17 protein-coding genes are annotated in these 23,363 nt (G+C 61.7%); 7 read left to right on the forward strand and 10 right to left on the reverse strand.

Annotated elements, in window-relative coordinates:
• The first annotated feature begins 74 nt into the window (after window positions 1-74).
• Together LC531_RS14595 and LC531_RS14600 are read left to right on the forward strand one after the other, a co-directional pair.
• Entirely contained in the window at window positions 75-491 is a 417-nt protein-coding gene (locus LC531_RS14595; protein WP_223651451.1) for a T9SS type A sorting domain-containing protein, read from the forward strand.
• A 286-nt stretch (window positions 492-777) separates the two neighbouring features.
• Entirely contained in the window at window positions 778-3,771 is a 2,994-nt protein-coding gene (locus tag LC531_RS14600; RefSeq protein ID WP_223651453.1) for a glycosyltransferase family 117 protein, read from the forward strand.
• 191 nt (window positions 3,772-3,962) lie between these two features.
• On the opposite strand, the gene LC531_RS14605 is transcribed toward LC531_RS14600, so the two are convergent.
• The gene (locus LC531_RS14605; protein ID WP_223651455.1) at window positions 3,963-4,664 is read right to left on the reverse strand and encodes a GDSL-type esterase/lipase family protein; all 702 of its coding nucleotides are present in this window, start codon (window positions 4,662-4,664) and stop codon (window positions 3,963-3,965) included.
• A gap of 103 nt (window positions 4,665-4,767) precedes the next feature.
• Window positions 4,768-6,393 (reverse strand): 3-(methylthio)propionyl-CoA ligase, encoded by a 1,626-nt coding sequence (locus tag LC531_RS14610; RefSeq protein ID WP_223651457.1) that lies wholly within the window; start codon window positions 6,391-6,393, stop codon window positions 4,768-4,770.
• A 164-nt stretch (window positions 6,394-6,557) separates the two neighbouring features.
• Between LC531_RS14610 and LC531_RS14615 the strand changes: the two genes are divergently transcribed.
• On the forward strand, window positions 6,558-6,986 hold the full coding sequence (locus LC531_RS14615; protein WP_223651459.1) for a hypothetical protein: 429 nt from the start codon (window positions 6,558-6,560) through the stop codon (window positions 6,984-6,986).
• 48 nt (window positions 6,987-7,034) lie between these two features.
• On the opposite strand, the gene LC531_RS14620 is transcribed toward LC531_RS14615, so the two are convergent.
• The 3 genes from LC531_RS14620 to LC531_RS14630 form a co-directional block, all read right to left on the reverse strand.
• The gene (locus LC531_RS14620) at window positions 7,035-10,082 is read right to left on the reverse strand and encodes a glycoside hydrolase family 3 N-terminal domain-containing protein (RefSeq protein ID WP_223651467.1); all 3,048 of its coding nucleotides are present in this window, start codon (window positions 10,080-10,082) and stop codon (window positions 7,035-7,037) included.
• Window positions 10,083-10,176: 94 nt separating this feature from the next.
• A complete protein-coding gene (locus LC531_RS14625; protein ID WP_223651470.1) occupies window positions 10,177-10,881 on the reverse strand; it encodes an adenine nucleotide alpha hydrolase in 705 nt (234 codons plus the stop codon).
• 157 nt (window positions 10,882-11,038) lie between these two features.
• The gene (locus tag LC531_RS14630; protein WP_223651472.1) at window positions 11,039-11,992 is read right to left on the reverse strand and encodes a hypothetical protein; all 954 of its coding nucleotides are present in this window, start codon (window positions 11,990-11,992) and stop codon (window positions 11,039-11,041) included.
• 139 nt (window positions 11,993-12,131) lie between these two features.
• On the opposite strand from LC531_RS14630, the gene LC531_RS14635 reads away from it, so the two are divergent.
• On the forward strand, window positions 12,132-12,743 hold the full coding sequence (locus tag LC531_RS14635; protein WP_223651474.1) for a methyltransferase domain-containing protein: 612 nt from the start codon (window positions 12,132-12,134) through the stop codon (window positions 12,741-12,743).
• 75 nt (window positions 12,744-12,818) lie between these two features.
• Entirely contained in the window at window positions 12,819-13,679 is an 861-nt protein-coding gene (kdsA, locus tag LC531_RS14640; RefSeq protein WP_223651477.1) for a 3-deoxy-8-phosphooctulonate synthase, read from the forward strand.
• Window positions 13,680-13,733: 54 nt separating this feature from the next.
• Here kdsA and LC531_RS14645 read toward each other — a convergent pair whose 3' ends face one another.
• Window positions 13,734-14,519, reverse strand: coding sequence for an O-methyltransferase (locus LC531_RS14645; RefSeq protein ID WP_223651479.1), 786 nt, complete (start codon window positions 14,517-14,519; stop codon window positions 13,734-13,736).
• A 112-nt stretch (window positions 14,520-14,631) separates the two neighbouring features.
• Complete coding sequence (apaG, locus tag LC531_RS14650; RefSeq protein WP_223651481.1) at window positions 14,632-15,018, reverse strand: Co2+/Mg2+ efflux protein ApaG; 387 nt, start codon at window positions 15,016-15,018, stop codon at window positions 14,632-14,634.
• Between the two features lie 126 nt (window positions 15,019-15,144).
• Between apaG and LC531_RS14655 the strand changes: the two genes are divergently transcribed.
• Window positions 15,145-15,807: a uracil-DNA glycosylase gene (locus tag LC531_RS14655; RefSeq protein WP_223651483.1), complete on the forward strand. Its 663-nt coding sequence runs from the start codon at window positions 15,145-15,147 to the stop codon at window positions 15,805-15,807.
• Window positions 15,808-15,912: 105 nt separating this feature from the next.
• On the opposite strand, the gene LC531_RS14660 is transcribed toward LC531_RS14655, so the two are convergent.
• The 3 genes from LC531_RS14660 to tsaD form a co-directional block, all read right to left on the reverse strand.
• Window positions 15,913-16,701, reverse strand: coding sequence for a C40 family peptidase (locus LC531_RS14660; RefSeq protein ID WP_223651485.1), 789 nt, complete (start codon window positions 16,699-16,701; stop codon window positions 15,913-15,915).
• A 137-nt stretch (window positions 16,702-16,838) separates the two neighbouring features.
• Window positions 16,839-17,297 (reverse strand): SsrA-binding protein SmpB, encoded by a 459-nt coding sequence (gene smpB / locus LC531_RS14665; RefSeq protein ID WP_223651487.1) that lies wholly within the window; start codon window positions 17,295-17,297, stop codon window positions 16,839-16,841.
• Window positions 17,298-17,441: 144 nt separating this feature from the next.
• Window positions 17,442-18,440: a tRNA (adenosine(37)-N6)-threonylcarbamoyltransferase complex transferase subunit TsaD gene (gene tsaD, locus LC531_RS14670; RefSeq protein ID WP_223651488.1), complete on the reverse strand. Its 999-nt coding sequence runs from the start codon at window positions 18,438-18,440 to the stop codon at window positions 17,442-17,444.
• Between the two features lie 229 nt (window positions 18,441-18,669).
• On the opposite strand from tsaD, the gene LC531_RS14675 reads away from it, so the two are divergent.
• Entirely contained in the window at window positions 18,670-23,274 is a 4,605-nt protein-coding gene (locus LC531_RS14675) for a translocation/assembly module TamB domain-containing protein (RefSeq protein WP_463478257.1), read from the forward strand.
• The last annotated feature ends 89 nt before the right edge of the window (window positions 23,275-23,363 follow it).

The following is a 23,363-nucleotide window of genomic DNA, read 5'->3' on the forward strand; positions in this document are numbered from 1 at the left end:
TTCATGGCTTGAACACTAATACTTTAGTATCTTGCCAAGCAGTTGCGGCTGCCCGCCCTTTTCCTACCCGACCCATGCGCGTTACTACCCTTGCCTTGTCCGTCTTTTTGGCCGCGTTGGCGGTGTTGCCCGGCAGCACCCGCGCCCTGGGCCTGACCCCGCACGTGGGGGTAGTAAACAATGGTGGACAGGGCTTGGCCATTGCCCCCTGGCAGACGGGCCTACCCTTCCAGACTGCTCCGGCGCTGACTTTATTTCCGAACCCGGCTCGCGGGTTGCTTACGGTGCAGCTGTCGGCCCAGCATGGGCCCGACTACAAGCTGCGCCTGAGCAACGTGCTCGGCCGCGAAGTGCGCCTGCTACCCTTACCCCTGGCCTTAGCTACCAATGGCCTGCCCCTCGACGTGACGGGCCTGCCGGCCGGCCTATACTTCTGCTCGCTGCTGGTGAATGACAAGGCCGTAAGCACCAACCGGCTGACGCTGCTGTAACATTCTGGTTGTCATTGCGAGCGTAGCAAAGCGAAGCGCGGCAATCTTTCCTTCACGTCAGGTTACTAACCCAACGAGCAGGAAAGATTGCCGCGCTCCGCTTTGCTACGCTCGCAATGACAACCAGCGTTTTTAAGCGCTTTCTTTTCTGCCCTGCAACCCTCGGCGGATAATGCCTACTTTTGGGGGCTTGTTGCCGGGTGGCAACGGTTTAGCTATACCGGAATTTCTCTCTGGCTGAGCGGCGGCGGCGTTGGGCCGCGGCAGCCGGCCCTTCTCGCCCCGTATGCGTTCATTTCAACGGTTGAATAACCTGGTCGGTTGGGTGGTATTTGCCATCGCTACCGTCGTTTTTTTGCTTACCCTGGAGCCCACGGCTTCGTTCTGGGACTGCGGCGAGTTCATTGCCTGCTCCTACAAGCTGCTGGTGCCGCACCCGCCGGGCGCGCCTACTTTCCTTATTCTGGGGCGGCTGCTCTCGCTGCTCAGCTTCGGCGATACCACCAAGGTGCCGGTGCTGATAAATGCCCTTTCAGCCCTCAGCAGCTCGTTTACAGTACTGTTTCTGTTCTGGATTATTACCCGGCTGGGGCGCAAGCTGCTGGTGGCGCGCAGCGAGTTTGAAACCGAGACGCCCGAGCCTACCAGCTACCAGACGCTGCTGATTCTGGGCGCGGGGGTAGTGGGTGCGCTCTCGTTCGCGTTCTCCGACTCGTTCTGGTTCAACGCCGAGGAGGGTGAGGTCTACGCCATGTCGAGCCTGTGCACGGCCGCCGTGGTCTGGATAATGATGAAGTGGGAAGAGCGCGCCACGGAAGTTGATTCCGATAAGTGGCTCATCCTCATTGCCTACGTTATCGGCCTCAGCATCGGGGTGCACTTGCTGAACCTGCTGGCGCTGCCGGCGCTGGCTTTCATCTACTACTATCGCCGCTCGGCCAATCCGACCGTAGTGGGCGGCCTGCTGACGCTGGTTATCAGCCTGGTTATTGTGGGCTCGGTGCTAGTGGGTATCATTCCGGGGCTACCGACGCTGGCGGGCGGCTTCGAGGTGTTTTTTATCAATACCCTGGGCCTACCCTTCAATTCGGGCCTGGTTATCTTCCTGCTGCTGTTTGCGGGGTTGATTTGGTTCGGCTTCCGGCTCTCGTACCAGCGCCGCAGCCAGTTGTTGAACACGGCTATGCTGTGCTTCGTGTTCATCCTGATTGGGTACTCGACGTATTTGATTGTGCCCATTCGCTCGTCGTTTCACCCTACCATCAACGAGAACGACCCCGAGGACGTGCTAAGCTTTGTGAGCTACCTCAAGCGCGAGCAGTACGGCTCGCGGCCGCTGCTCTACGGCCCGCAGTTCAATGCGCAGCCCGACCACTACGAGGAGGGCGCGCCGCGCTATAAGCGCGAAAAGGGCCGGTATATGGAGGTGCTGCCCCGCGCGCAGGAGCCCGGCTACGCCGATGCCGACAAGATGCTCCTCCCCCGCCTGTATAGCTACGACCCCGGTCATATTCAGGAGTATAAGAAATGGGTGCCCGACTTGCAGGAAGGCGTGAAGCCCACGATGAGCCAGAACCTGGGCTTTTTGTTCCGGTACCAGATTGGGCACATGTTCTGGCGTTATTTCTTCTGGAACTACGTGGGGCGCGAGTCCGACGTGCAGCAGGCGGGCGTCGTTACGCCCCTCAGCCCGGCCAGAAGCACGCTGCCCGACCGCATTGGCGGCAGCTTTGCACACAATAATTTTTACGCTATTCCGCTCATTCTGGGGCTAATAGGCTTGTTTGTGCAGGTGCGGCGGCGCGGGCACGACGCACTGGTGGTAGGATTGCTATTCCTGTTTACGGGCATCGCCATCGTGGTGTACCTGAACCAGCCGCCCATCGAGCCGCGCGAGCGCGACTACACCTTCTGCGGGGCCACGTTCGCGTTTGCCATCTGGATTGGGCTGGGCGTAATTGGCCTGGGCCAGTTACTGGCCAGCGCCCTCAAGGCCGAGAATGCCCGCGCCACGGTGGCCATTTTGCTGGGTTTGATTTCGCCAACTATCCTGTTGGCGCAGGGCTGGGACGACCACAACCGCTCGGGTCGCTACAACTCGGTAGATTCGGCCCGCAACCTGCTCAATAGCTGCGCGCCGGACGCCATTTTATTTACCAACGGCGACAACGACACTTTCCCGCTCTGGTACTTGCAGGAGGTGGAAGGCGTGCGCACCGACGTGCGCGTGGCCGTGCTCTCCTACCTGAACACCGACTGGTACATCCAGCAGATGAAGCGCCGGGCCTACCTCTCGCAACCGCTGCCGATTTCGATGAGCGACGCGACCTACGCGCAGGGCAACAACGACGTGCTGCCCTTCTCGCCCAACCCATCGGTGGACAGCCTGGACCTCAAGCAGTTCATCAGTCTCGTGGGGCAGGCCAGCCCGCTGCTCAAGTACACCGAGGGCAACTACTCCACGATGACCTTCCCTACCCCCAAGTTTTATCTGAACGTGGATACCACGGCGGTCAAAAAGCTGGGCATCATTCCGAAGGACCGCGAAAACCAGCTGGTGGACCACCTCGACTGGAGCATGGGTAAGCGCGCCATTGAGAAGAAAAACCTGGTGATTCTGGACATGATTGCCACCAACAACTGGAAGCGGCCCATCTACTTCAGCTCCACGGTGGCCCCGTCGGACTACATGAACCTGCAGCCTTACTTCCAGCTCGAAGGCATGGCCTACCGCCTGCTGCCGCTGCGCGACCCGCACTACGACCGCCGCGCCGACGAGGGGTACATCGAGAAATCTATCTGCTACGACGACTTAATGAACAAGTTCCGGTACCGCGGCCTGGATGACGCCAACGTTTTCTACGACGAAAACAACCTACGCTTCCCGGCCAACTACCGCGATAAGTTTGCCCGCCTCGCCAATGCCTACGTCGCCGCCGGCGACTTGGCCAAAGCCAAAGAAGTGGCCAACAAGTGCCTGGCCGTGATGCCCGACAAGTCCATTCCTTTCGACTATTACACCCCGCAGCTGGTGCCGGTGCTCTACGCGGTGGGCGAAAAAGAAAAGGCCAATGCCATCCTGGACAAGCTCACGACCCGCAGCATCAACACCCTGAGCTACTACCAGACCCACGACGCCGCGCTCTTCGACGACTCGCAGCGCCAGTACCTGCTCACCTTGCAGAGCGTGTACCAGGCGGCCGCCCAGATCCACGACGAGGCCCGCGCCAAAAAGGCGTATGAGGTGCTCGCGCCTTATTTACAACAGGGCGGGCAGTAGAGATTTTGGGATAAATTGCAGAGCCCCGCTGGCGCGTGCCAGCGGGGCTTTTTTATGGGGGTAGGCGGCGCGGAAAAACCTCACCCCCGGCGCCCTCTCCAAAAAGGGGAGACACCGGTTATGCGCCATTTAGAACCGTTAGGCTCCCCCTCTTTTTGGAGAGGGGCCAGGGGTGAGGTTTCCCCGCGCCATTACTTCAGCGCCTCGGCCACCGCCTTTGCCAGCAGCGGCTCCATCATGCGGTAGCCGGCCAGGGTGGGGTGCACCTCGTCTTTGGCCAGGTTGGGGGGTAGGCCCTGGCGGCTGTCGGCCATCGCGGAGTGGTAGTCGAGGTAGGTGGCGTGCTGCTGGGCGGCGTAGGCTTTGAGCTGCTGATTGAGGGCCAGCACTTTGGGGGCGGGCTCCAGGCCCGGCCGCCAGGGGAAGTTATAGGCTGGCAGCACCGAGCACAGGATAACCCGGATGCCGTGCACCTGCGCCAGCTCGGTCATCGACTTGATATTGTTGAGCGTAGCATCGGGCTCGTAGGGGCCGGTATTCTGGGCGATGTCGTTGATGCCGCCCAGGATAGCGACCACGGCCGGGTGCAGGTCCAGCACATCCTGCCGGAAGCGCACCAGCATTTGCGGCGTGGTTTGGCCCCCGATGCCGCGACCCACGTACTCGTAGGTTTTACCCGCGAAAAACGTCGGGTCGGCCCCCGGCCAAATATCGGTGATGGAGTTGCCCAGCAGCACCACGCGGGGCCTTGCGGGCTGCGGGGGGGGTAGGGCGCGGTTGGCGGCGGCGTAGCGGGTGGTGCCATCGCGGTCGGGGGGCGGGGCGGGGGCTTGCGCCGTAGCCGTGAGCGCGGGACCGGCGAATGCCAGCAGGGCCAGCAGGACTTTTTTCATGGAAAGAGGTGAAGTATCCACAAACTCGTCTGTCATTGCTTCGCGTTGCTCGCAATGACAGACGAGTTTACATAAAATTTTAGTAAGGAGACGCGACTCACACCTACTTCAGCTCATACCCCGCAAAATCCTTGCGCAATTGCGTCTTGAGCAGCTTGCCGGTAGCCGTGTGGGGTAGGGAATCCACAAACTCTACGGCGTCGGGCCGCCACCAGGGGGCGATTTTACCGTCCAGAAAGGCCAGCAGCTCGGCGGCCGTCACCTCGGGGCCGGGCTTGCGCACGGCGATGAGCAGCGGGCGCTCGCTCCACTTGGGGTGCGGCACCCCGATAACGGCGGCCTCGGCGATGCCGGGGTGGGCGATGGCCAGGTTTTCGAGGTCGATGCTCGAAATCCACTCGCCGCCCGATTTTATCACGTCCTTCGAGCGGTCGGTAATGTTCATAAAGCCCTCGCTGTCAATGGTCGCCACGTCGCCGGTCCGAAACCAGCCGTCGGCCGTGAGCTGGCCGGGCACCGCGCCAAAGTAGTCGCTCGCCACAAATGGCCCGCGCACCAATAGGTCGCCAAAAGCCACGCCGTCGTGGGGCAAGGGCTGGCCGGCCCCATCCACGATTTCCATATCAATGCCGAAAATAACCCGGCCCTGCTTGATTTTCAGGAAGAACTGCGCCTCCTCGGGCAAAGTCAGCTGACTGGCTTTGAGAGTACTGATGGTTCCGAGCGGCGAGGTTTCGCTCATGCCCCAGGCGTGGCGAATCTCTACCCCCAGCTCCTCATCGAACGCCCGCAGCAAGGCCGGCGGGCACGAGGCGCCGCCTACTATCATCTTGCGCAAGGTGGAAAATTTGCGTTGGCCTTCGCGCATATAGTTTAGCAGGCCAAACCAGATAGTGGGCACGCCGGCCGAGAACGTAACGCCTTCGCTCTCAAACAATTCGTAGAGGCTGGCCGCATCCAGGGCGGGGCCGGGCAGCACCAGCTTGCAGCCGTTGAGCGGGGCCAGGTAGGGCACGCCCCAGGCATTGACGTGAAACATGGGCACGACGGGCAGAATCACATCGCGCGCGCCGCAGTTGAAGCAGTCGGGCAGCGAGGCGGCGTAGCTGTGCAGCAACGTGGAGCGGTGCGAGTAGAGTACGCCCTTGGGCTCGTCGGTGGTACCGGAGGTGTAGCAGAGCGACGAGGCCGTGTTTTCATCGAACGTAGGCCAGTCAAAATCAGCGCTTTCGGCGGCCAGCAGGCTTTCGTAGCTGGCCAGGCCGGGTAGGGCCAAGCCGGCGGGCAAGTGCTCGGAGCCGGCCATAAGCACCCACTGCTCCACCGTGGGGCAGTGCGGGGCCAGCTTCTCAACGAGGGGTAGGAAGGTGAGGTCGAAGAACAGCAGCCGGTCCTGCGCGTGGTTGATAATATATACCAGTTGCTCCAGAAACAGCCGCGGGTTGATGGTGTGGCACACCGCCCCGAGGCCCGAGATGCCGTAGTACAGCTCAAAGTGCCGGTGGGTATTCCAGGCCAGGGTGCCCACCCGGTCGCCATTCGTTATTCCCAACTTAGTCAGCGCGTTGGCTAGCTGCTTGGCGCGCTGGTGGGCGGCGGCGTAGGTGTAGCGGTGCAGCGGGCCACCTTCGGGCAGGCGCGACACAATTTCGGTGGTACCGTGCCACTTGGCAGCGTGTTCGATGAGCCCCGCGATGCGCAGGGGCGTTTGCATCATAAGTCCGAGCATGAGCGGGGGTAGGGCAGAAAATTGGATGGGAGCCGGAAGATAGCAGCGGGCGGGCGCATCGCCCTACCCCCGCGCCTCTTTTGCCGCCGCCCGAACACTTCGCGCGCGCCATTCGTTAGGCCAGCTAAAAAGTACCCGCGTGGTTGACTAAGACTACGGTTCTCATGCCCCAACTCTATACTGCTTCCGAACACCTCGAAATCAGCTACCAACCCGATTTTCGGGTGCTGGTGGGCCGCTGGCTCCGGCCCGTAACGGAGGCCGAAGCCCTGCGCGACTACGCCGACCTGCTGGCCGCCGCCCACCACTTTGAGGCTCGCTACTGGCTGCTCGACATCCGGCGGCGGGGCCGCAGCGCGCCCGCTACCCTGGCCTGGCTGCTCGATACGTACTACACTCAGGCCGTGCGCGAGCTGGGTGCGCCCGTGCGCCTGGTCTACTTTATGGCTCCCGGCCTGCGCCAGGAATTTCAGCAGGATGGCCTCGTGCCCGAGCCAACCGCCTACGCTCACCACGAGTCTTTTCGCATGAATCAGTGCATCACCGAGGCCGAAGCCATGCGCTGGCTGGTGGCCGAGCAAGGGTGGGGGTAGGCGTTGAGCGGGTTGCCACACGTAGTGATTTCCGCGAAATCCCCTACCCTACCGCAGTGCCTCCAGCGCCGCCTGCTGAATCTGGGTTCGCACGCGCAGCTCACTTAACTTTTGGTTGCGCCACGAGGGGTTCACGCGGTTGGTCAGCACCACCACGACCAGCTCCTTTTCGGGGTCTACCCAGAAGTATGTACCCGTGAAGCCCGAGTGCCCAAAGCTGCCGGCCGACGCGCCGGGCGCGGTGTTTTCCGCCCCCGGACGGGCACGGTCGAGGGCCAGCCCACGGGGGTTGCCGGGCAGCTGCGGGCGCACCCAGTCGGCCAGAATATTTTTATCAAACAGCTGTTGGCCGCCGTAGCGCCCGCCCCAGGCGTAGGTTTGGGCCAGTTGCGCCACATCGTTGCTGGAGCCAAACAAGCCCGCGTGGCCCGACACGCCGCCCAGCAGCGCCGCGCCCTCGTCATCTACGTAGCCGCGCAGCAGCTGCCGCCGAAGCAGCGAGTCGTACTCGGTGGGCGCAATGCGGCCCGCCGAAGCGGTGTGCAGCGGCCGGAAGCGCAGCCCCGAGCCCAGCGGCCGGTACACCTCCTGCTCCAAAAACCGCGCGAATGATTGCCCCGTGCGCCGAAGCACCAATTCGGGATAGAGGTAAAACGACAAGTCAGAATCCACGTAGCCGGGCTGAGCGAGCAGCGGCGCGGCCCCGATTTGCCGGTAGAGGCAACCGGGCAGCCGGCGGCTACCCCACAGCCCCCGCGCCACCGGCAGCGGAAACCGCGCCGACGAATCGGCCCGAAACCAGGCGCGCCGCAGGCTGCTATCGGGCTTGGCAAAGGCTTTCCAGAACGGCAGCCCGGCGGGCAGGCCGGCTTGGTGCGCCAGCACGGCACGCATCGGCAGGCCCGCCTTGTTGGTTTTTCTCAAAAATGGAAACAACTGGCCCAGCGTGCTGTCGGGGCTGAATTTGCCTTGTGCTTGCAGCCTGAGCAGGGCAGGCGTGGCTGCCAGCACCTTCGTGAGCGAAGCAAGGTCGTAGAGGTTGGTATTCTGAACGGCGCGCCCGTTCAGAATACCAACCTCTAGCCCCTTCTCCCGAAGAGAAAGGGCACTAGGAGATGAAGTGAAAGCCTGCACGCCGTAGCTTTTGCGCAACACTACTACCCCCCGCCGGGCGATGAGGACCTGCCCGCCCGGCGTGGCGCGGGCGGCCAGCGCCTGGGCCATAATACTATCTACCCGCGCCTCCAGGCGGTTATCCATATTCGCGTCCTCGGGGTGGGCGTAGGCCAGGCGCAGGCCGGGCTGGGTCATCAGGCCAAAGCCGGCGGGCAGCTCATTCGCCACCGACACCGGTAACTTCCCAACGGCCCCTACCCCTCCAAAAATGAGCTGCGCCGCCAGCGTCTGCGCGTCGGGGCTGTCCTGGTAGGCCATCACTACGGCGCTGGTCCGGTCAAGGTCGCGCACCTTGGCCGCCGCGTAGGCCGAGCCGAAGATGCTGAGAATCACCCGCTGGCCGGGCTTGGTCAGCTCGCGCAGCAGCAGGTTGGCTTCGGGCGAGATATTGAAATTGGTGGCCGGCAGGCGGCCCAGGTTTTGCAGCACCACCAGCACCACGTCGTAGCCAAAGAGCCGGGCGCGGATATCCATCAGCTCGTCGAGGGTAGGCGCGGTGGGCAGGTGAAAGTGGCCGGCCTGCGCGTCGTAGTCGGCCACGGCGCGCTGAAAATCAGTGGTATCGGCCGGCTCGCCGCCCAGCACTAGCGTGGCCAGCCGCAAGGTATCGAGGCGCTGCAAGGGCAGAATATTTCCCTGGTTGCGCAGCAGCGTGAGGCTGTGCGCCATCAGCCGGTGGCTGAGGTAGCGGGCGTGCGGCGGGTCGAGGTCGGCAATTAAATTGTGCTCTTTTATGGGCTGATACTCCCGCAAGCCAGCCCACTGCTTGAGGGCCAGCACGCGGCGGCAGCTCGCGTCAATGCGCGCCTGCGCGATGCGGCCGCTGTCCACGGCGGCCAGCACGGCGGCCAGGGCCACGGGCACGTTCTTGCTGAATTCCAGCACGTCATTGCCGGCCAGCAAGGCGCGCACCTCGGCCTCGCCGGTGGGCGTTTTGGCAATCACGCCCTTCATGTTCATGGCATCAGTGAACACTACCCCCCGAAAACCCAGCTGCTGACGCAATAAGCCCGTCACAATAGTTTTAGACAGCGTGCTCGGCCCGCGCGCCGTGTCCAGGGCGGGCACGTCGAGGTGCGCCACCATCATGCCCCCGATGCCATTGGCAATCATGTTTTTAAAGGGCGGCAGCTCCAGCGAGTCGAGCCGAGCGCGGCTGGCGCTCACCAGCGGCAGGGCCAGGTGCGAATCGGCCGACACGTCGCCGTGGCCGGGAAAGTGCTTGGCTACGGCCAGAATGCCCGCGTCCTGCATCCCGCGCATGTAGAGGCGGCTCAGGCGCGCTACTTCGGCCGGGTTTTCGCCCCACGAGCGGAAGCCGATAACCGGGTTGGCAGGGTTGTTATTCACGTCCACCACCGGCGCAAAATTGACCTGCATGCCCAGCCGCCGAAACTGCCGCGCCACCTCGCGGCCCATGTCGTAAATCAGCCCCGAATCGGCCCGCGGTACCGCGCCCAGGCTCATCTGAAACGGAAAGCGCGGCACGCTGTCGAGGCGCATGCCCGCACCCCACTCGCCGTCCATCGCCACCAGCAGCGGCACCCGGCTTTCGCCCTGAAAGCGGTTCAGCAGCCGCGCCTGCCGCACCGGCCCGCCCTGGAAAAATATCATTCCTCCAATGCCGTAATCGCGGATAAGCGCCGAAATCGAGTCTTGGTAAATGGCGGGCTTGTTGGAATACGCGGCTACCATAAACAGCTGCGCTACCCGCTGCCGGGGCGTGAGCACGCGCATCAGGCTATCCACCCAGCTTGAGTGCAAGTAGCGTAAAAAGGCGGGCGACTGGCCCACATTGGCAGTTTTACGGGGGGTAGGGGCCGCCCGGCGCAGTGCCGGCCGACCAGCCGGGCGGCGCTGCGCCGGAGCCAGCAGCGGGGCCGCCAGCAACAGCAGCCACAAGTATTTTTTAGCAAGCAAGCGAAGGAACGGCAAAGGGGTAGGCGGCAAAAGTCGGCACCAAGCGGCAAGCTTTAGCTTGCCGGCAAACGTGTAGGGTAGGCTTCCGCTTGTCCTACTCTATTGACAGCAGGTCCTGGTACCAGAAAGCGGCCCCGGCCAATGGGCTACCGGCGGGCGTGGGGTAGGGGCGGCGCACCAGCTCACCCTTCTCAAACGGAATGGGCGCGCTGAAATACGGCGCGTCAAACACAAAGCTGTGGTACTCGCCGTTTTCGCCGCAGGGGTCCACGCCGGGCGGCAGGTCGCGCAGAAAATCAGCATCGAGCAGCCGCCCGCAAAAGCTGGCGTCGAGCCAGCGCTCGTTCACGCACACGATGATGGCCCGAAAGCCCAGGTCCAGCAACTCGCGCAGCAGCTCCGCGCCCGGCCGCTGCCACAGCGGGAACTCGCCGCGCAGCCCCGCCCGCACCAACTGCTGTTCGCGGTAGGCCCGCAGGTCTTCCAGAAAAATATCGCCGTAAAAAGCCGTCGCCACGCCTTGCGCCCGCAGGCCCGCGAACGTGGCCTGCTGCGCCGCGTCGTACTCCGCCATCGAGAGCGCTTCGGGCAGGCGTATCTGCGTGAGGGGTAGACCAATGCGCGCCGCCTGCGCTTCGAGCAGCGCCACCCGCACGCCGTGCATCGACACGCGCCCGTAATGGGCATTCACGCTCGTGAGCAGGTGCGCCACGCAGAAGCGCGGGTCGCGCCGGGCGTAGTGCAAGGCCAGCGCCGAGTCTTTGCCGCCGCTCCAGCTCAGCAATGCTTGAGTAGGCATAAAGGGAGGGGGTAGGCGCACCAAAAAACAAGATGATTAAAAAAGAACGTCATGCTGAACGAGGGGAAATATCTTGGCCGCTTCATTCAATGATGCGACTAAGATGCTTCCCTTCGTTCAGCATGACGTTCTACTTACGTTAAGCGGCTAACACGCTTTACTTCAGCGTGAAATTGCTTTTGCCCATCAGGGCTCCGCCTTCGTACAGCTCTACCGTGTACTGGCCGGTTTTGTAGTCGCCGCCTTTGGCGTACACAAAGTTGAGGGCTTGCTTGGTGTTATCAAATACTACGTCCTGCTTCATGGTGTAGAACGCTTCCTGGCCATCCACGGTGAACGTGCCGCCACCCGTGCTCAGATTGTAGAGGGCCGCGCCGTCGGGCTCCAGAATGCGCATATAGACGGTCTTCGTATCCTTGGGCGTCACGTCGTTGCGGGCCAGGCCGAAGGCCACCTTCACGCGGTCCACCTTACGGGCCTTGAACTCCTCCTTGTCGTCGTCTTTCTCCTTATCGCGCTTGTTGAGCACGCTTACGTGGATGTTATTGGCCTGAATGCGAGAAGCTACACCTACCTTATCGCTCAGGTCGCGGTTGGTTTTGGCGATGGTGCTGATGGTGTCAGTCAGCTTGTTTTGCCGCTCCTTGAGGGTCGTAGTTTCGGTGTAGAGGTTCTCGTTCGACTTCTTCAGCTCGGCAATTTCCTCATCCTTTTTGCGCAGCTGGCCTTCCAGGTTCTGCGCCCGCTGCTTGAACAGGCGCTGCTGGGCCACCGAAAACGACCCCGCTTTGAATGCGCGCAGCTTGAGCAAGTCGGCATTGATGCCCGCAATGCGCGAGTTGAGCGAATCGTTGCTCATACCCAGCTTTTGCAGGTCCTGGCTCTGGCGCTCGTAGCTGGCTTTCAGGTCTTCGTATTCCTTTATCTGGGCTTGCAGCTTGCTATCCTTGGCTTGCACTTCAGTAGTAAGCTGCTCATTTTCAGTCTTCTTCTGTGAGTTCAGATAGAATAGAACCCCATTAATACCAAGCAGCACGAGCACGAGCGCTACCCATAAAAGGACGCGGCTGTTGTTCTGGCGGGGTTCGGGATATTCCTGTTTGGGCTCCATAAAAAGGGGGGGCTGGTGGATGAAAGATGGCGAAAAAATAGGCAAAAAATGCGGCCGGTCAGGCTCTTGCCTACCTTTGCCGCGGGTAAAAATAGGGGTTTTTTGTTACCAACCTCGGTCCGCGTTATACTTTACTCTTGTGCAAACGGTTTTTCCGCCCTTCGATGCGGCCTATTGGCAGGCTCGCTACGCCACCCCCGGCCGCGCCGGCTGGGATGCCGGCCGCCCTACCCCGCCCCTGCGCACCTACTTCGACCAACTGCTTGTCAGTCAGCAGCCGCGCATCCTGATTCCGGGGGCCGGCCGCGCCTACGAGGCCGAGTACCTGCACCGCCTAGGCTTCCGCCACGTGGTAGTAGCCGACCTAGCTCCCGAGCCGCTGGCCGCACTGGCCACCCGCGTGCCCGATTTTCCCCCGGAAAACCTTTGGCTGGTCAATTTTTTTGCCCTACCCCCTGCCCCGCCGTTTGACCTGCTCATTGAGCAGACGTTCTTCTGCGCCCTCGCCCCCGGCCTGCGGCCCGCCTACGCCCGGCAGTGCGCCGCGCTGCTGCGCCCCGGCGGCAAGCTGGTCGGCCTGCTCTTCGATACCGAGTTTGCCGGGGCCACCGAGCCGCCCTTCGGCGGTACCCGCGCCGAGTACCGGACGTATTTTGAGCCGTATTTTGAGTTTGTCTACTTTGATACGGCGCATAACTCCCTACCCGCGCGGGCCGGCCGTGAGCTGTTTATTTGCCTGCAAAAGCAATAAAACGCTCGTCATTGCTTCGCGCTGCTGGCAATAACAGTCAGTCATTTACTCATTCAGCCATTCGCCCATTCACTGATGCTTACCTCCCTCGCCCGCGCCCTACCCCACTTCCGCAATACCAACTCCGGCCAGTTTTTTCTGATGGCCGGGCCCTGCGTCATTGAGGGCGAAGACATGGCCCTGCGCATCGCCGAGCGCATCAAGCACATGACCGATAAGCTCCAGATTCCCTATATTTTCAAGGGTTCGTACCGCAAGGCCAATCGTTCGCGGGCCGACTCGTTCACGGGCATCGGCGACGAAACGGCGCTGCGCATTCTGCAAAAAGTGGGGCGCGAAATCGGGGTGCCTACCGTCACCGACATTCACGAGTCAACGGAAGCCGCCCTGGCCGCCGAATTTGTGGACGTGCTGCAAATTCCGGCCTTCCTCTGCCGGCAGACCGAGCTGCTAGTAGCCGCCGCCAAAACTGGCAAAGTGGTCAATATCAAGAAAGGTCAGTTTTTGAGCGGCGAGGCCATGCGCTGGGCAATGGAAAAAGTACAGAGCGCAGGCAATGAACACGTTATCCTTACTGAGCGCGGCAACTCGTTCGGCTACGGCGAATTGGTGGTGGACTTCCGCAACCTGCCCGCCATGCGCCAGTTTGGCGTGCCGGTGGTCATGGACGTAACGCACTCCTTGCAGCAGCCCAACCAGGCCAGCGGCGTCACGGGCGGCCAGCCCGCTCTCATCGAAACCATCGCTAAGGCCGCCATCGCCGTGGGGGCCGACGGCCTGTTCATCGAAACTCACCCCACGCCCGCCACCGCCCTCTCCGACGGGGCCAATATGCTACCCCTCGACCAGCTCGAAGGCCTCTTGCAGCGCCTCACCCGCTTGCGCGAAGCCGTGCGGCCCGCCGGCGACGTGGCGCTTAACGGGTTGGATGCGTGAGCCATAACAGGCGCGCCTGCCGTGCAGCTAGCGCGGCACTTCTCCCATAATTGCTCAGTACCGCAGCCAGAAATCCTGCTTTGGCTGCTTTCTAAAAAAAACCAGCCCGACGTAGAATAAATCCACGGTCACGGTCACGGCCGGGTGGGCTTTTATGGCCGCCCAGGCCCGCTCCATCTCGGCCGACCAGTGAATATCATCCAGCACGAACACGCTGCCTTCGTGCGCATTAGCCAAGCACTGCTCGAAGTAGCGCAGGGTAGGCTCGTAGCGGTGGTTGCCATCAAAGAACGCGAAATCGAGCGGGGCGGGTAGTGAGGCCAGGGTAGCGGGTAGCGTCTGGTCGAGGTTGCCTTCAATGAGGCGCACGTTCTGGATGCCTAGTTCGGCGAAGGTTTCGCGGGCCACGGTGGCCGTGTTGGGGCAGCCCTCAAAGGTGAGCACCTGGCTCCGCGAGTCGGCCAGCGCCAGGTAGGCGGTGGTGAGGCCCAGCGAGGTACCCAGCTCCAGGATGTTAGCCGGCTGAAAGTGATTGACGAGCCGAAATAGTAGCTGCGCCAGGCGCGGTGCCTTAGCCGCGTGGCGCGCAATGGCGCGCACGGCCCGCCGCCGTCCGCCCGCCCCGGCCACCTGCGAGCCCGCCCCAAAGTCGGTGACTTCCAGCACTTGGTCGCTGGCCAGCAGCGCCTGGCGGCGCTGCTCCACGCGGGGGTAGGCGCTGAATTCCCCCGTGTGACGAATGACAGTAGTATAAAGCCCAAACACAAACGGTGAGTGCAATCCGTGGGCCGTGCCCGCCCGCAACAACTGGTGGCGGAAGTAAGCTAGTAATTGATGCAAGGGTCTAGGTCGTCTGTCCTTGCGAGCCTGCGCAGCAATCGCATCGAAACGAGTTGTTCGGGTGTCGTTTAGGTGCGATTGCTGCGCAGGCTCGCAAGGACAGACAGCTTCGTCAGTTCATCCGAAACGGTACGATGAGCGTGAATTCGGGGATATTAACCCGGAATTGCTCGCCGTTGGCCTGGCGCTCCATGAGGTACGTGCCGCGCATCTTGCCTACCCCCGACTTGAGATTGCAGCCGCTCACGTACTGGTGCGCCTCGCCGGGCTCCAGCACGGGCTGGCGGCCCACCACGCCCTCGCCTTCCACCTCGCGCACGCCAGTGCTGGCGTCGGAAATGTACCAATGTCGACGCAGGAGTTTAATTGTAAATTCGCTATCATTTCGAATATCGATACGATAAGCAAATACGAAGTGCTCCTGGGCAGGGCTGGAATAATCGGGCAGGTAACTGGTCGTAACCGTGACGGTTACGCCTTGCGTAGTAGTAGTTGGCATAGGATAGCCCGCGAATTTACGTTGCGGGGGCAACAGTATCCGTAAAAGTTTGGTTTGAGAGCAGCAACGCTTGGCTAAAATGTTTATTCCTCGTCTTAACTTTTAGCCTTTTTCACTTTTTTTCTTATGGTTAAAATCGCTGAAAGCTGGCAGCCGGTGCTCGCCGCCGAATTTGAAAAACCCTATTTCCAGAAGCTTACGGCCTGGGTGCGCGGCGAGTACGCCACCACCACCGTGTACCCCCTGGGCTCGCAGATTTTTCATGCCTTCGACGCCTGTCCGTTTGAGGAAGTAAAAGTGGTGATTTTGGGACAGGACCCCTACCACGGCAAAAACCAGGCCCACGGCTTGGCTTTTTCGGTGAACGAGGGCGTACGCACGCCACCTTCTCTACAAAATATTTTCAAAGAATTGCTGGACGATATTCCCGGCACGCCCCTACCCCCCAACGGCAACCTCGACCGCTGGGCCCAGCAGGGCGTTTTATTGCTCAACGCTACGCTCACCGTGCGGGCCGCCACGCCCGGCTCGCACCAGAAGAAAGGCTGGGAAGAATTTACGGATGCCGTCATTCAGCGGGTGTCGGCGGGCCGGCCGCACGTGGTTTTTATTCTCTGGGGAGCCTACGCGCAAAAGAAATCGGAGCTGATTGACGCCAGCAAGCACTTGATTCTGAAGGCCGCACACCCTTCGCCCTATTCCGCCGACCGCGGCTTCTTCGGCTCCAAGCCTTTTAGCCAGGCCAACGCCTGGCTGGAGAAGCACAGCGAGCCGCCTATTGCGTGGTAAGTAGCGCGAAGTTTCCACTTCGTGCGCGAGCGTCGCGAGCATGGTCGTTCGCGCCGCCCGGTGCCGCCTGCTTTCTACGCTCGCGCGCAAAGCAGAAACTTCGCGCTACAGCAGCCGCTTGATTAGGCGAAGCTTGTGGCTGTATTTCTGGCGCTCGCGGTCAAAAATACCGTGGTGGTCGAGCGGGTCGAGGCGCACCTCGCCCGAGGCGTGCAGGATAAAGCCATCGTCCAGCACAAGGCCCACGTGCACGATGGCCCCGTCGGCATTGTCGAAAAAAGCCAAGTCGCCGGGCTGGGCCTGGGTCACAAAATCCACGGGCTCGCCGAGCGCGATTTGCTGGCGCGCATCGCGCGGCAGCTGCATCCCGACCAGGCCAAACAACGTCTGCGTCAGACCCGAGCAGTCCACCCCAAAAATATTCTTACCCCCCCACACGTAGGGTGCCTTTAGAAATTGCTGGCCCATCTTGCGCAGCACCACCAACTGGCGCTCGGGCAGGCTGCACTGCGCCAGGTTGGTAGCCGTACCGTTGAAAAACAGTGGGTTATCATCGCCCAACTGCAGCGTCATGCCGTCGAAGAAGGGTAGGCGGCAGCCTAGGGTGATGGGCTGGCGGCGCTCGGCGCTGGACACGACCTGCACCACGTCGAGCACCCGCGGGTGGTCCTGGGCGCGCCAGGCGGCGAAGTAACTGGGGCTCACCGGCTGATGCTGCTTGGCATCTATCCAGCCCAGGTAATTGTCGGCGGCGGCCTCCATGCGTAGCCAGCTGCCCTGGGTTTGCAGCACCGTGTAGCACTCGCCAAATAGCAATTCGGTGACCAGCTCGGCGCGGTCGGTCGGCTCGGCGCGGACGGGTACGGCGCTCAGGCCGCAAATACCGTGGTTCAAGGGGGGTAGGAGGCTAAATATAAATAATAGTTTGTCATTGCGAGCGCAGCGCGGCAATCGCACCAGCACGATACCCGCGCCGCTCGTTTGGGTGCGATTGCCGCGCTGCGCTCGCAATGACAAACGGTTTCAGTTCGTTACCGAATAAAGCGCTCCATTTCGCGCTTCTGGTCTTTGGCTTTGAGGTCTTCGCGCTTGTCGAAAAGCTTTTTACCTTGGGCCAGCGCGATTTCGAGCTTGGCGAAGCCGCGGTCGGTCACGAACAGGCGGAGCGGAATGATGGTGAGGCCGGCGTCCATTTTGCCGGCCAGCTGCTTCAGCTCGCGCTTGTTCAGCAGCAGCTTGCGGGTGCGCATGGCGTCGTGGTTATTGTAAGTACCTAGCACGTAGGGCGCTATGCGCAGGCTGTGCACCCACAGGTCGCCCTTGTGGTCAAAGGTGCAGTAGCCATCCTGCAGGTTGGCCTCGCCGGCGCGAATGCTCTTTATTTCGGTGCCGTGCAGCATCATCCCCGCGTCGTACTTGGCCAGGAAGGTGTATTCGTGGCTGGCGCGGCGGTTTTTAATGTTGATGTTGGCGGGAGTTTTGTCTTTCATACAACTCGCAGATTTTGCAAATGGAGCAGATTCCGCGGATTTAATTGGCGCGGGCGTAAAGGTATTGAGGGGGTAGGGCAAGCTTAGCTTACCCTTTTAACGCTATTCATACGGTAGCGCGGCAAGCTATGGCTTCCCCTACCCTCACAATTTCAGGCGTGGGTCGGGGCTGGTGAGCTGGCTGGCGAAGTCACCGGCTTCGTACTGAAAAATAGCCGCCTGGCCCACCATTGCCGCGTTGTCGGTACAAAACTCGAAGTCGGGAATAAATACCGAGTAGCCTTCGGTGGCGGCCAGCGCCTGCAAGCCCTGGCGCAAACCCGAGTTGGCCGCTACCCCGCCGGCCAGTGCTACCTGGCGCAGGCCAGTGGCCTGGGCCGCTTTACGCAGCTGGCGCAGGAGCGTTTGCACGATGGTGTGCTGGATGCTGGCGCAGAGGTCGGCCAGGTTTTCTTCGATAAAGGGGGGGTAGGCGGCGGTTTCTCTTTTCAGGAAATAGAGCACCGCCGTTTTCAGGCCGCTGAAGGAGAAATTGTAGCCATCGAGCGCACCCTCGGGGAAGGCGAAGCGGTGCGGATTACCGGTTTGGGCCAGCTTGTCCAGGCGCGGGCCGCCGGGGTAGGGCAGGCCAAGCAGCTTGGCCGTTTTGTCGAATGCTTCGCCGGCCGCGTCGTCAATCGTCTGGCCAATGATTTCCATCTCCAGCGCCGAGCGCACCACCACCAGCTGCGTGTGGCCACCGCTCACGGTGAGGCACAGGAAAGGAAAATCCGGCTTGGGCTCCCGGATAAAATGCGCCAGAATGTGCGCCCGCATGTGGTTCACGGCCAGCAGCGGCTTGCCCAAAGCCAGCGCCAGGCTCTTGGCAAATAAATTCCCTACCAATAAGGAGCCGAGCAAGCCCGGCCCCTGCGTTACGGCCACGGCATCGAGGTCGTTTTTGGTGAGGCCCGCCTGGCGCAGCGCGGCCGCGACCACCGGCAGCAAGTGCTGCTGGTGCGCCCGCGAGGCCAGCTCGGGCACTACCCCCCCGTACTGGGCGTGCACGGCCTGGCCGGCCACCACGTTGCTCAATAGCTGGCCGTTTTGGAACACTGCCGCGCCAGTATCGTCGCAGCTGGATTCAATAGCGAGAAGGGTCATTTTTTGAATTTGCAATTAATATCGTTTGTCCTTGCGAGCATGTTGCGCATCAAGTAAAGACGCGGTAACATGCTCGCAAGGACAAGCGGCTGGTTGTTTCCACAAAGGTCGGGCGAACCGATGGGTAGCTGGGTACGTTAGCGCCGCGATTGCGTGCGAAAAGCCGCACCTTTGCGTTAGTAACCGCTGGTCCGGGTTTTTCACTCCTTTTGTTTTCGCCGTTTCTTTAGTGCGCCGCGCTTTTCGTATTCTGCTCCGAATATTGCTTGGGCTAGTAATCATACTGGTGCTGGTGGTGGGCGGCATTTTGCTGGCGCTGCGCGTGCCGAGCGTGCAAACGCGCGTGGCCCACGAGGTAGCCGATGTGCTGACGCGCAAGCTGGGGCAGTCCGTAACTATTGGCAGCGTGGACGTGCGGCCGTTTTCGCACGTGCTGCTGGAGGGCGTGCGGGTGCTGGACCGGCGCGGCGGCGAGCTGTTTGGGGTGGGTAGGGCCGATGCGGATATTAAGTTGTTTTCGGTGTTTGACCCGCGGCATTTGCACGTGGGTACGCTCACGCTCACCGAGCCGCGCTTTGTGCTGCGTACCGTGGCGGGGCAGCCCGACTCGACTACCCTCGACCAGTTTCTGGCGGCGCTCAAGCGCCTGAGTGGGCCGCCCGACACGACCAAGACGACCAGTCAACTATTTGATTTTCAGCTACAAGATGTAGCTATTCGCAACGGCCGCTTCGTGCGCGACCTGGTGGATGAGCCGCGCAAGCCGCACTACGGCCGCAGCGTCGACTACGGCCACATGCTGGTGGATAGCATCTACGCCAACTTCTCCAACCTGACTACCCACGGCGACACCACGGGCGTGCAGGTGACGGGCCTGCGCCTCGTGGATACGCCCTCGCACACGCGCATTCAGGAGCTGACGGCCCACATTATTTTTCAGCGGCACTTCTGGGAGTTTGGCGGGCTGAAGCTGCGGGTGGGACGCTCGGTACTGCAAAATTTCGTGCGGTTTGAGTACCACCGCTTCGGCAATTTCTCGGATTTCAACGACTCGATGCGAGTGGTGGCGCGGTTGCGTGGGACCAGGCTTTACTCCGACGACATCGCCAAATTTGCCCCCGATTTGGCGGCGCTGAAGGATTCTGTATTCATTTCGGGCGATGCCAAGGGCTACGTGCGCGACTTCCAGCTGAAGAACCTGGACGTGCGCTACGGCCGGCGCACGCATATTCTGGCCACCCGCGCCTCGGCCAACAACCTGCCCAACTGGCGTGAAAGCTTGATTGACCTGCACCTACGGCCCTCGCAGGTGGATGCCGCCGACTTACGCCGCTTCCTGAACCCCTCGGCTAATAAGCTGGTGCAGCGGCTGGGGCTGATAAAGCTGAACGGAGAATTCGTGGGCTTCTACAACGACTTCGTGGGCAAGGCCAGCTTCGACACGGCGCTGGGCGCGATTTCGACCGATGTCAACCTAAAAACCAAGACTGATTTCGACCACGCCGTGTACGAGGGCACCATTCAGAGCACGGCTTTTAACCTGGGTAAGTTCATTGGCGATGAGTCAGTTATCCGGGACGTGACGCTGAGCGGGCGCGTGCAGGGCACGGGCTTTGTACCGCCGGTGGCTAAGGGGCACGCCGTGGTAACGGTGCCCGCCATTTGGCTGCGGGGCTACCGCTACCACAATTTAAGCCTCGACGGTGACTTTGCCGGGCAGGGTTTCAAGGGTAAAGTGACGGCCGACGACCCGGCCGTGCGGCTCGTCGCCAACGGCGATTTCAACCTTGACCCCCGCCACCAGCACATTGACGTGCAGGCCACGGTGGCCCACGCCAACCTGGGCACGCTGGGCCTACTGGGCGTGCCGCTGACCATGAGCACCACGGCGCGGGTGAACCTGCGCGGCACGCAGCTCGACTCGCTGCTGGGCTCGGCTGAGCTGCGCGGCTCGCACTTCGCGCTGCGCGGCCAGACCCTGGACCTCGACACGCTGGATGTGCGCAGCACCCGCAACCGCCAGGGTCAGCGTGAGGTGACGCTGCGCTCGGAATTGCTGGACCTCACGGCCGGCGGCACCTTTGAAGTGGCGGCCGTGACGCGCGACCTCACCACGCTCTGGCACGAGTACCGGCTTAATTTTGAGAGTAATGCCGCCGCCACCGCTGACTACTACCGCCGCAAACGCCAGGTGAAGCTGCCTATTTATGCGATTGAACTGGAAGTCAAGCTGAAGCATATTAATCCCGTGCTCAATCTGTTTATGCCGGAGCTGCAAATCGCGGATAACAGCCATTTGGACGGCTCATTTCGACAGGATGAAACGTCCATTTTGCAGCTCGGGGGTAAGTTCGACAGCATTTGGTACGGGCCAGTGCGCACGGCCGGCACCGAGTTCGACTTCACCACCTCCAAACTACCCTACCAGCCCGAGGTGCTGGCGCAGGCCAGCGTGACCTCAGCCCAGCAGGTATTGCCGGGGCTGGGCCGCACCGAGAAGTTCGTGGTGGAAGGCGTGTGGGACCAGCAGCACATCAACTTCTCGACTTCGCTGGCCCAGAGCGGCACTACCAACCGGGCCAACATCAACGGGGCGCTGGGCTTTTTGCCCGATGCCGTGGAAGTGGTTTTCCGCAAGAGCGCGCTGCACCTGCTGGACCAGGACTACGTGCTTGGAGCCGATAACTCGGTGCGCATCAGCAAGGGGGGTAAGGAATTTGACGTGAAAAATTTCACGCTCACCAGCGGAGCCGAGCACATTAGCGCCCAGGGATTTATCTCGCCCGATGCGCACCAGCCGCCGCTCAAGCTCGACGTAGCAAATTTCGATTTGGCCTCGCTCACGTCGGTCATCGGCCAGCGGCTGGGCGGGCGGCTCAATATGCAGGCCACGGTGAGCGGTATTTATAACCAGCTGGCTATCAACAGCACGCTGGCCGTGGACTCGCTCGTGTACCAGGGTACGCCCATTGGGCAGGTGGCGGGGCGCGGCGACTGGGACAACCCCAGCGGCCAGCTGCGGGTGAACCTCGACGTGGCCCGCCAGCAGCAGCGCGTACTGACCGTGACGGGCTACCTCGCGCCTGGCTCCGCGACGCAGCAATTCAACCTGACCGGCGAGCTGAACGACGCGCCGGTGGTGCTGGCCCAGCCGTTTTTGGAAAGCATTCTGCAAAACCTGGGCGGTACCGGGCGGGGCAGCTTGCAGTTGGGCGGCTTGTTCAGCGCCCCTACCCTGGCCGGCACGGTGGACGTGGCGGACGGGCGCTTCACGTTCGGCTACCTGGGTACGACCTACCGCTTTGCGGACCGCATCAGCTTTACGACCACTACTATTAGCTTTGATAACGTGCAACTGCGCGACGCGCAGAGCAACCTGGGTACCGTGACCGGCCTCATCCGGCACCAGGGCTTCCAGAATATGGTGCTGAGTATGAATGCCAGCTTTCGCAAGTTTCAGGTGCTGCACACCACGCGGCGCGACAATGACCTGTATTTTGGCACGGCCTACGCCACGGGCACGGCCACCGTGCGCGGCCCCGCCGACGACCTGGTGGTGGACGTGCAGGCCACTTCCGAGGCCGGCACCCGCCTGGCCCTACCCCTCGATAACGCCGCCAAAGCCGAGCAGGCCAGCTACATCCGCTTCGTGAACCGCAACCTGACCGACTCGGCACGCCGCCAGCAGGCCCGACGGGCCGCCGTGGTAGCCGCCCAGGGCCAGGTGGACCTATCGGGCATCCGGCTGAACATGAACCTGACGGTGACCCCCGACGCCTACCTCGAAATATTGCTGGATGAGAGTACTGGCGACGTAATTCGGGGCAGCGCTACCGGCCAGCTGCGCCTGAACATTGATACGCGGGGCGATTTCAACATGTACGGGCAGGTTGAAATCGTGCGCGGGGCTTATAATTTTACCCTGCAAGGGCTGGTAAACAAGGAGTTCGTAGTGCGGCCGGGCGGCATCATCACCTGGAACGGCGACCCGCTCGACGGCCAGATGAACGTGACGGCCACCTACACCCAGCGTACCTCGCTGGCCCCGATTCTGCAAAACGGCACCTCCGGCACCAGCGGCGCGGTGGTGCCCGTGACGGCCGTTATCAACCTGACCGGACCGCTTTTGCAGCCGGTTATCAAGCTGGCGCTGGAATTTGAAGACGCACCCACTTCGCTGCAAAACGACCTGGCCTCGTTTATTGCGCTGTTGAGCAATAATGAGCAGGAGCTGAACCGCCAGGTATTCAGTCTACTGGTATTCCGCACGTTATCGCCGCTTAATAACAGCAGCTTTAGCGGTATTTCGCTTACGCAGGGCAATGCCGTGCAAAACAGTCTGGGCCAGATTATTTCCTCGCAGCTCGGCGCGCTCACCTCCCAGATTGACCAAAACCTGGAAATTGACTTCAACATCAACGGCCTCACCGCCGACCAGCTGCAAGCCCTGCAAGTGCGCCTGAGCTACTCCTTCCTGGGCGGCCGCCTGCGCCTGACCCGCGAGGGCGGCATCAGCAATACCAGCTCGGGGGCCATCAACCCGCAAACCGGCCTGCCCTACGCGCAGTCGTCACTGGTCGGCGATTTCAGCCTGGAATATTCCCTGCGGACCGACGGAAAATTTCGGGCCAAGCTGCGCTACGAAACCACTCCGCGCGACAACATCGTGACGACCGTGAACCAGCCCCGCGCCGGCATCTCGCTGCTGCACACCAAGGAGTTTAATAACCTCGGCGAGCTGTTTGGCCGCGACCAGCCCACCCGCCGCCAACGCGATGCCGACCGCGCCAAAGAGGTACTGACGGTGGATGAAGATAAAAGAACCACTTTATAGAAGTTGGGTCGGAACTGTTATTGCGAGCGAAGCGCGGTACTGACAGACGGCAAGCGCGTCATTCCAATTAAAGCAAAGCTTACCTTTGC

Origin of the sequence: Hymenobacter psoromatis (genome assembly GCF_020012125.1) — a bacterium.
In the GTDB taxonomy this organism is placed as follows: Bacteria; Bacteroidota; Bacteroidia; order Cytophagales; family Hymenobacteraceae; genus Hymenobacter; species Hymenobacter psoromatis.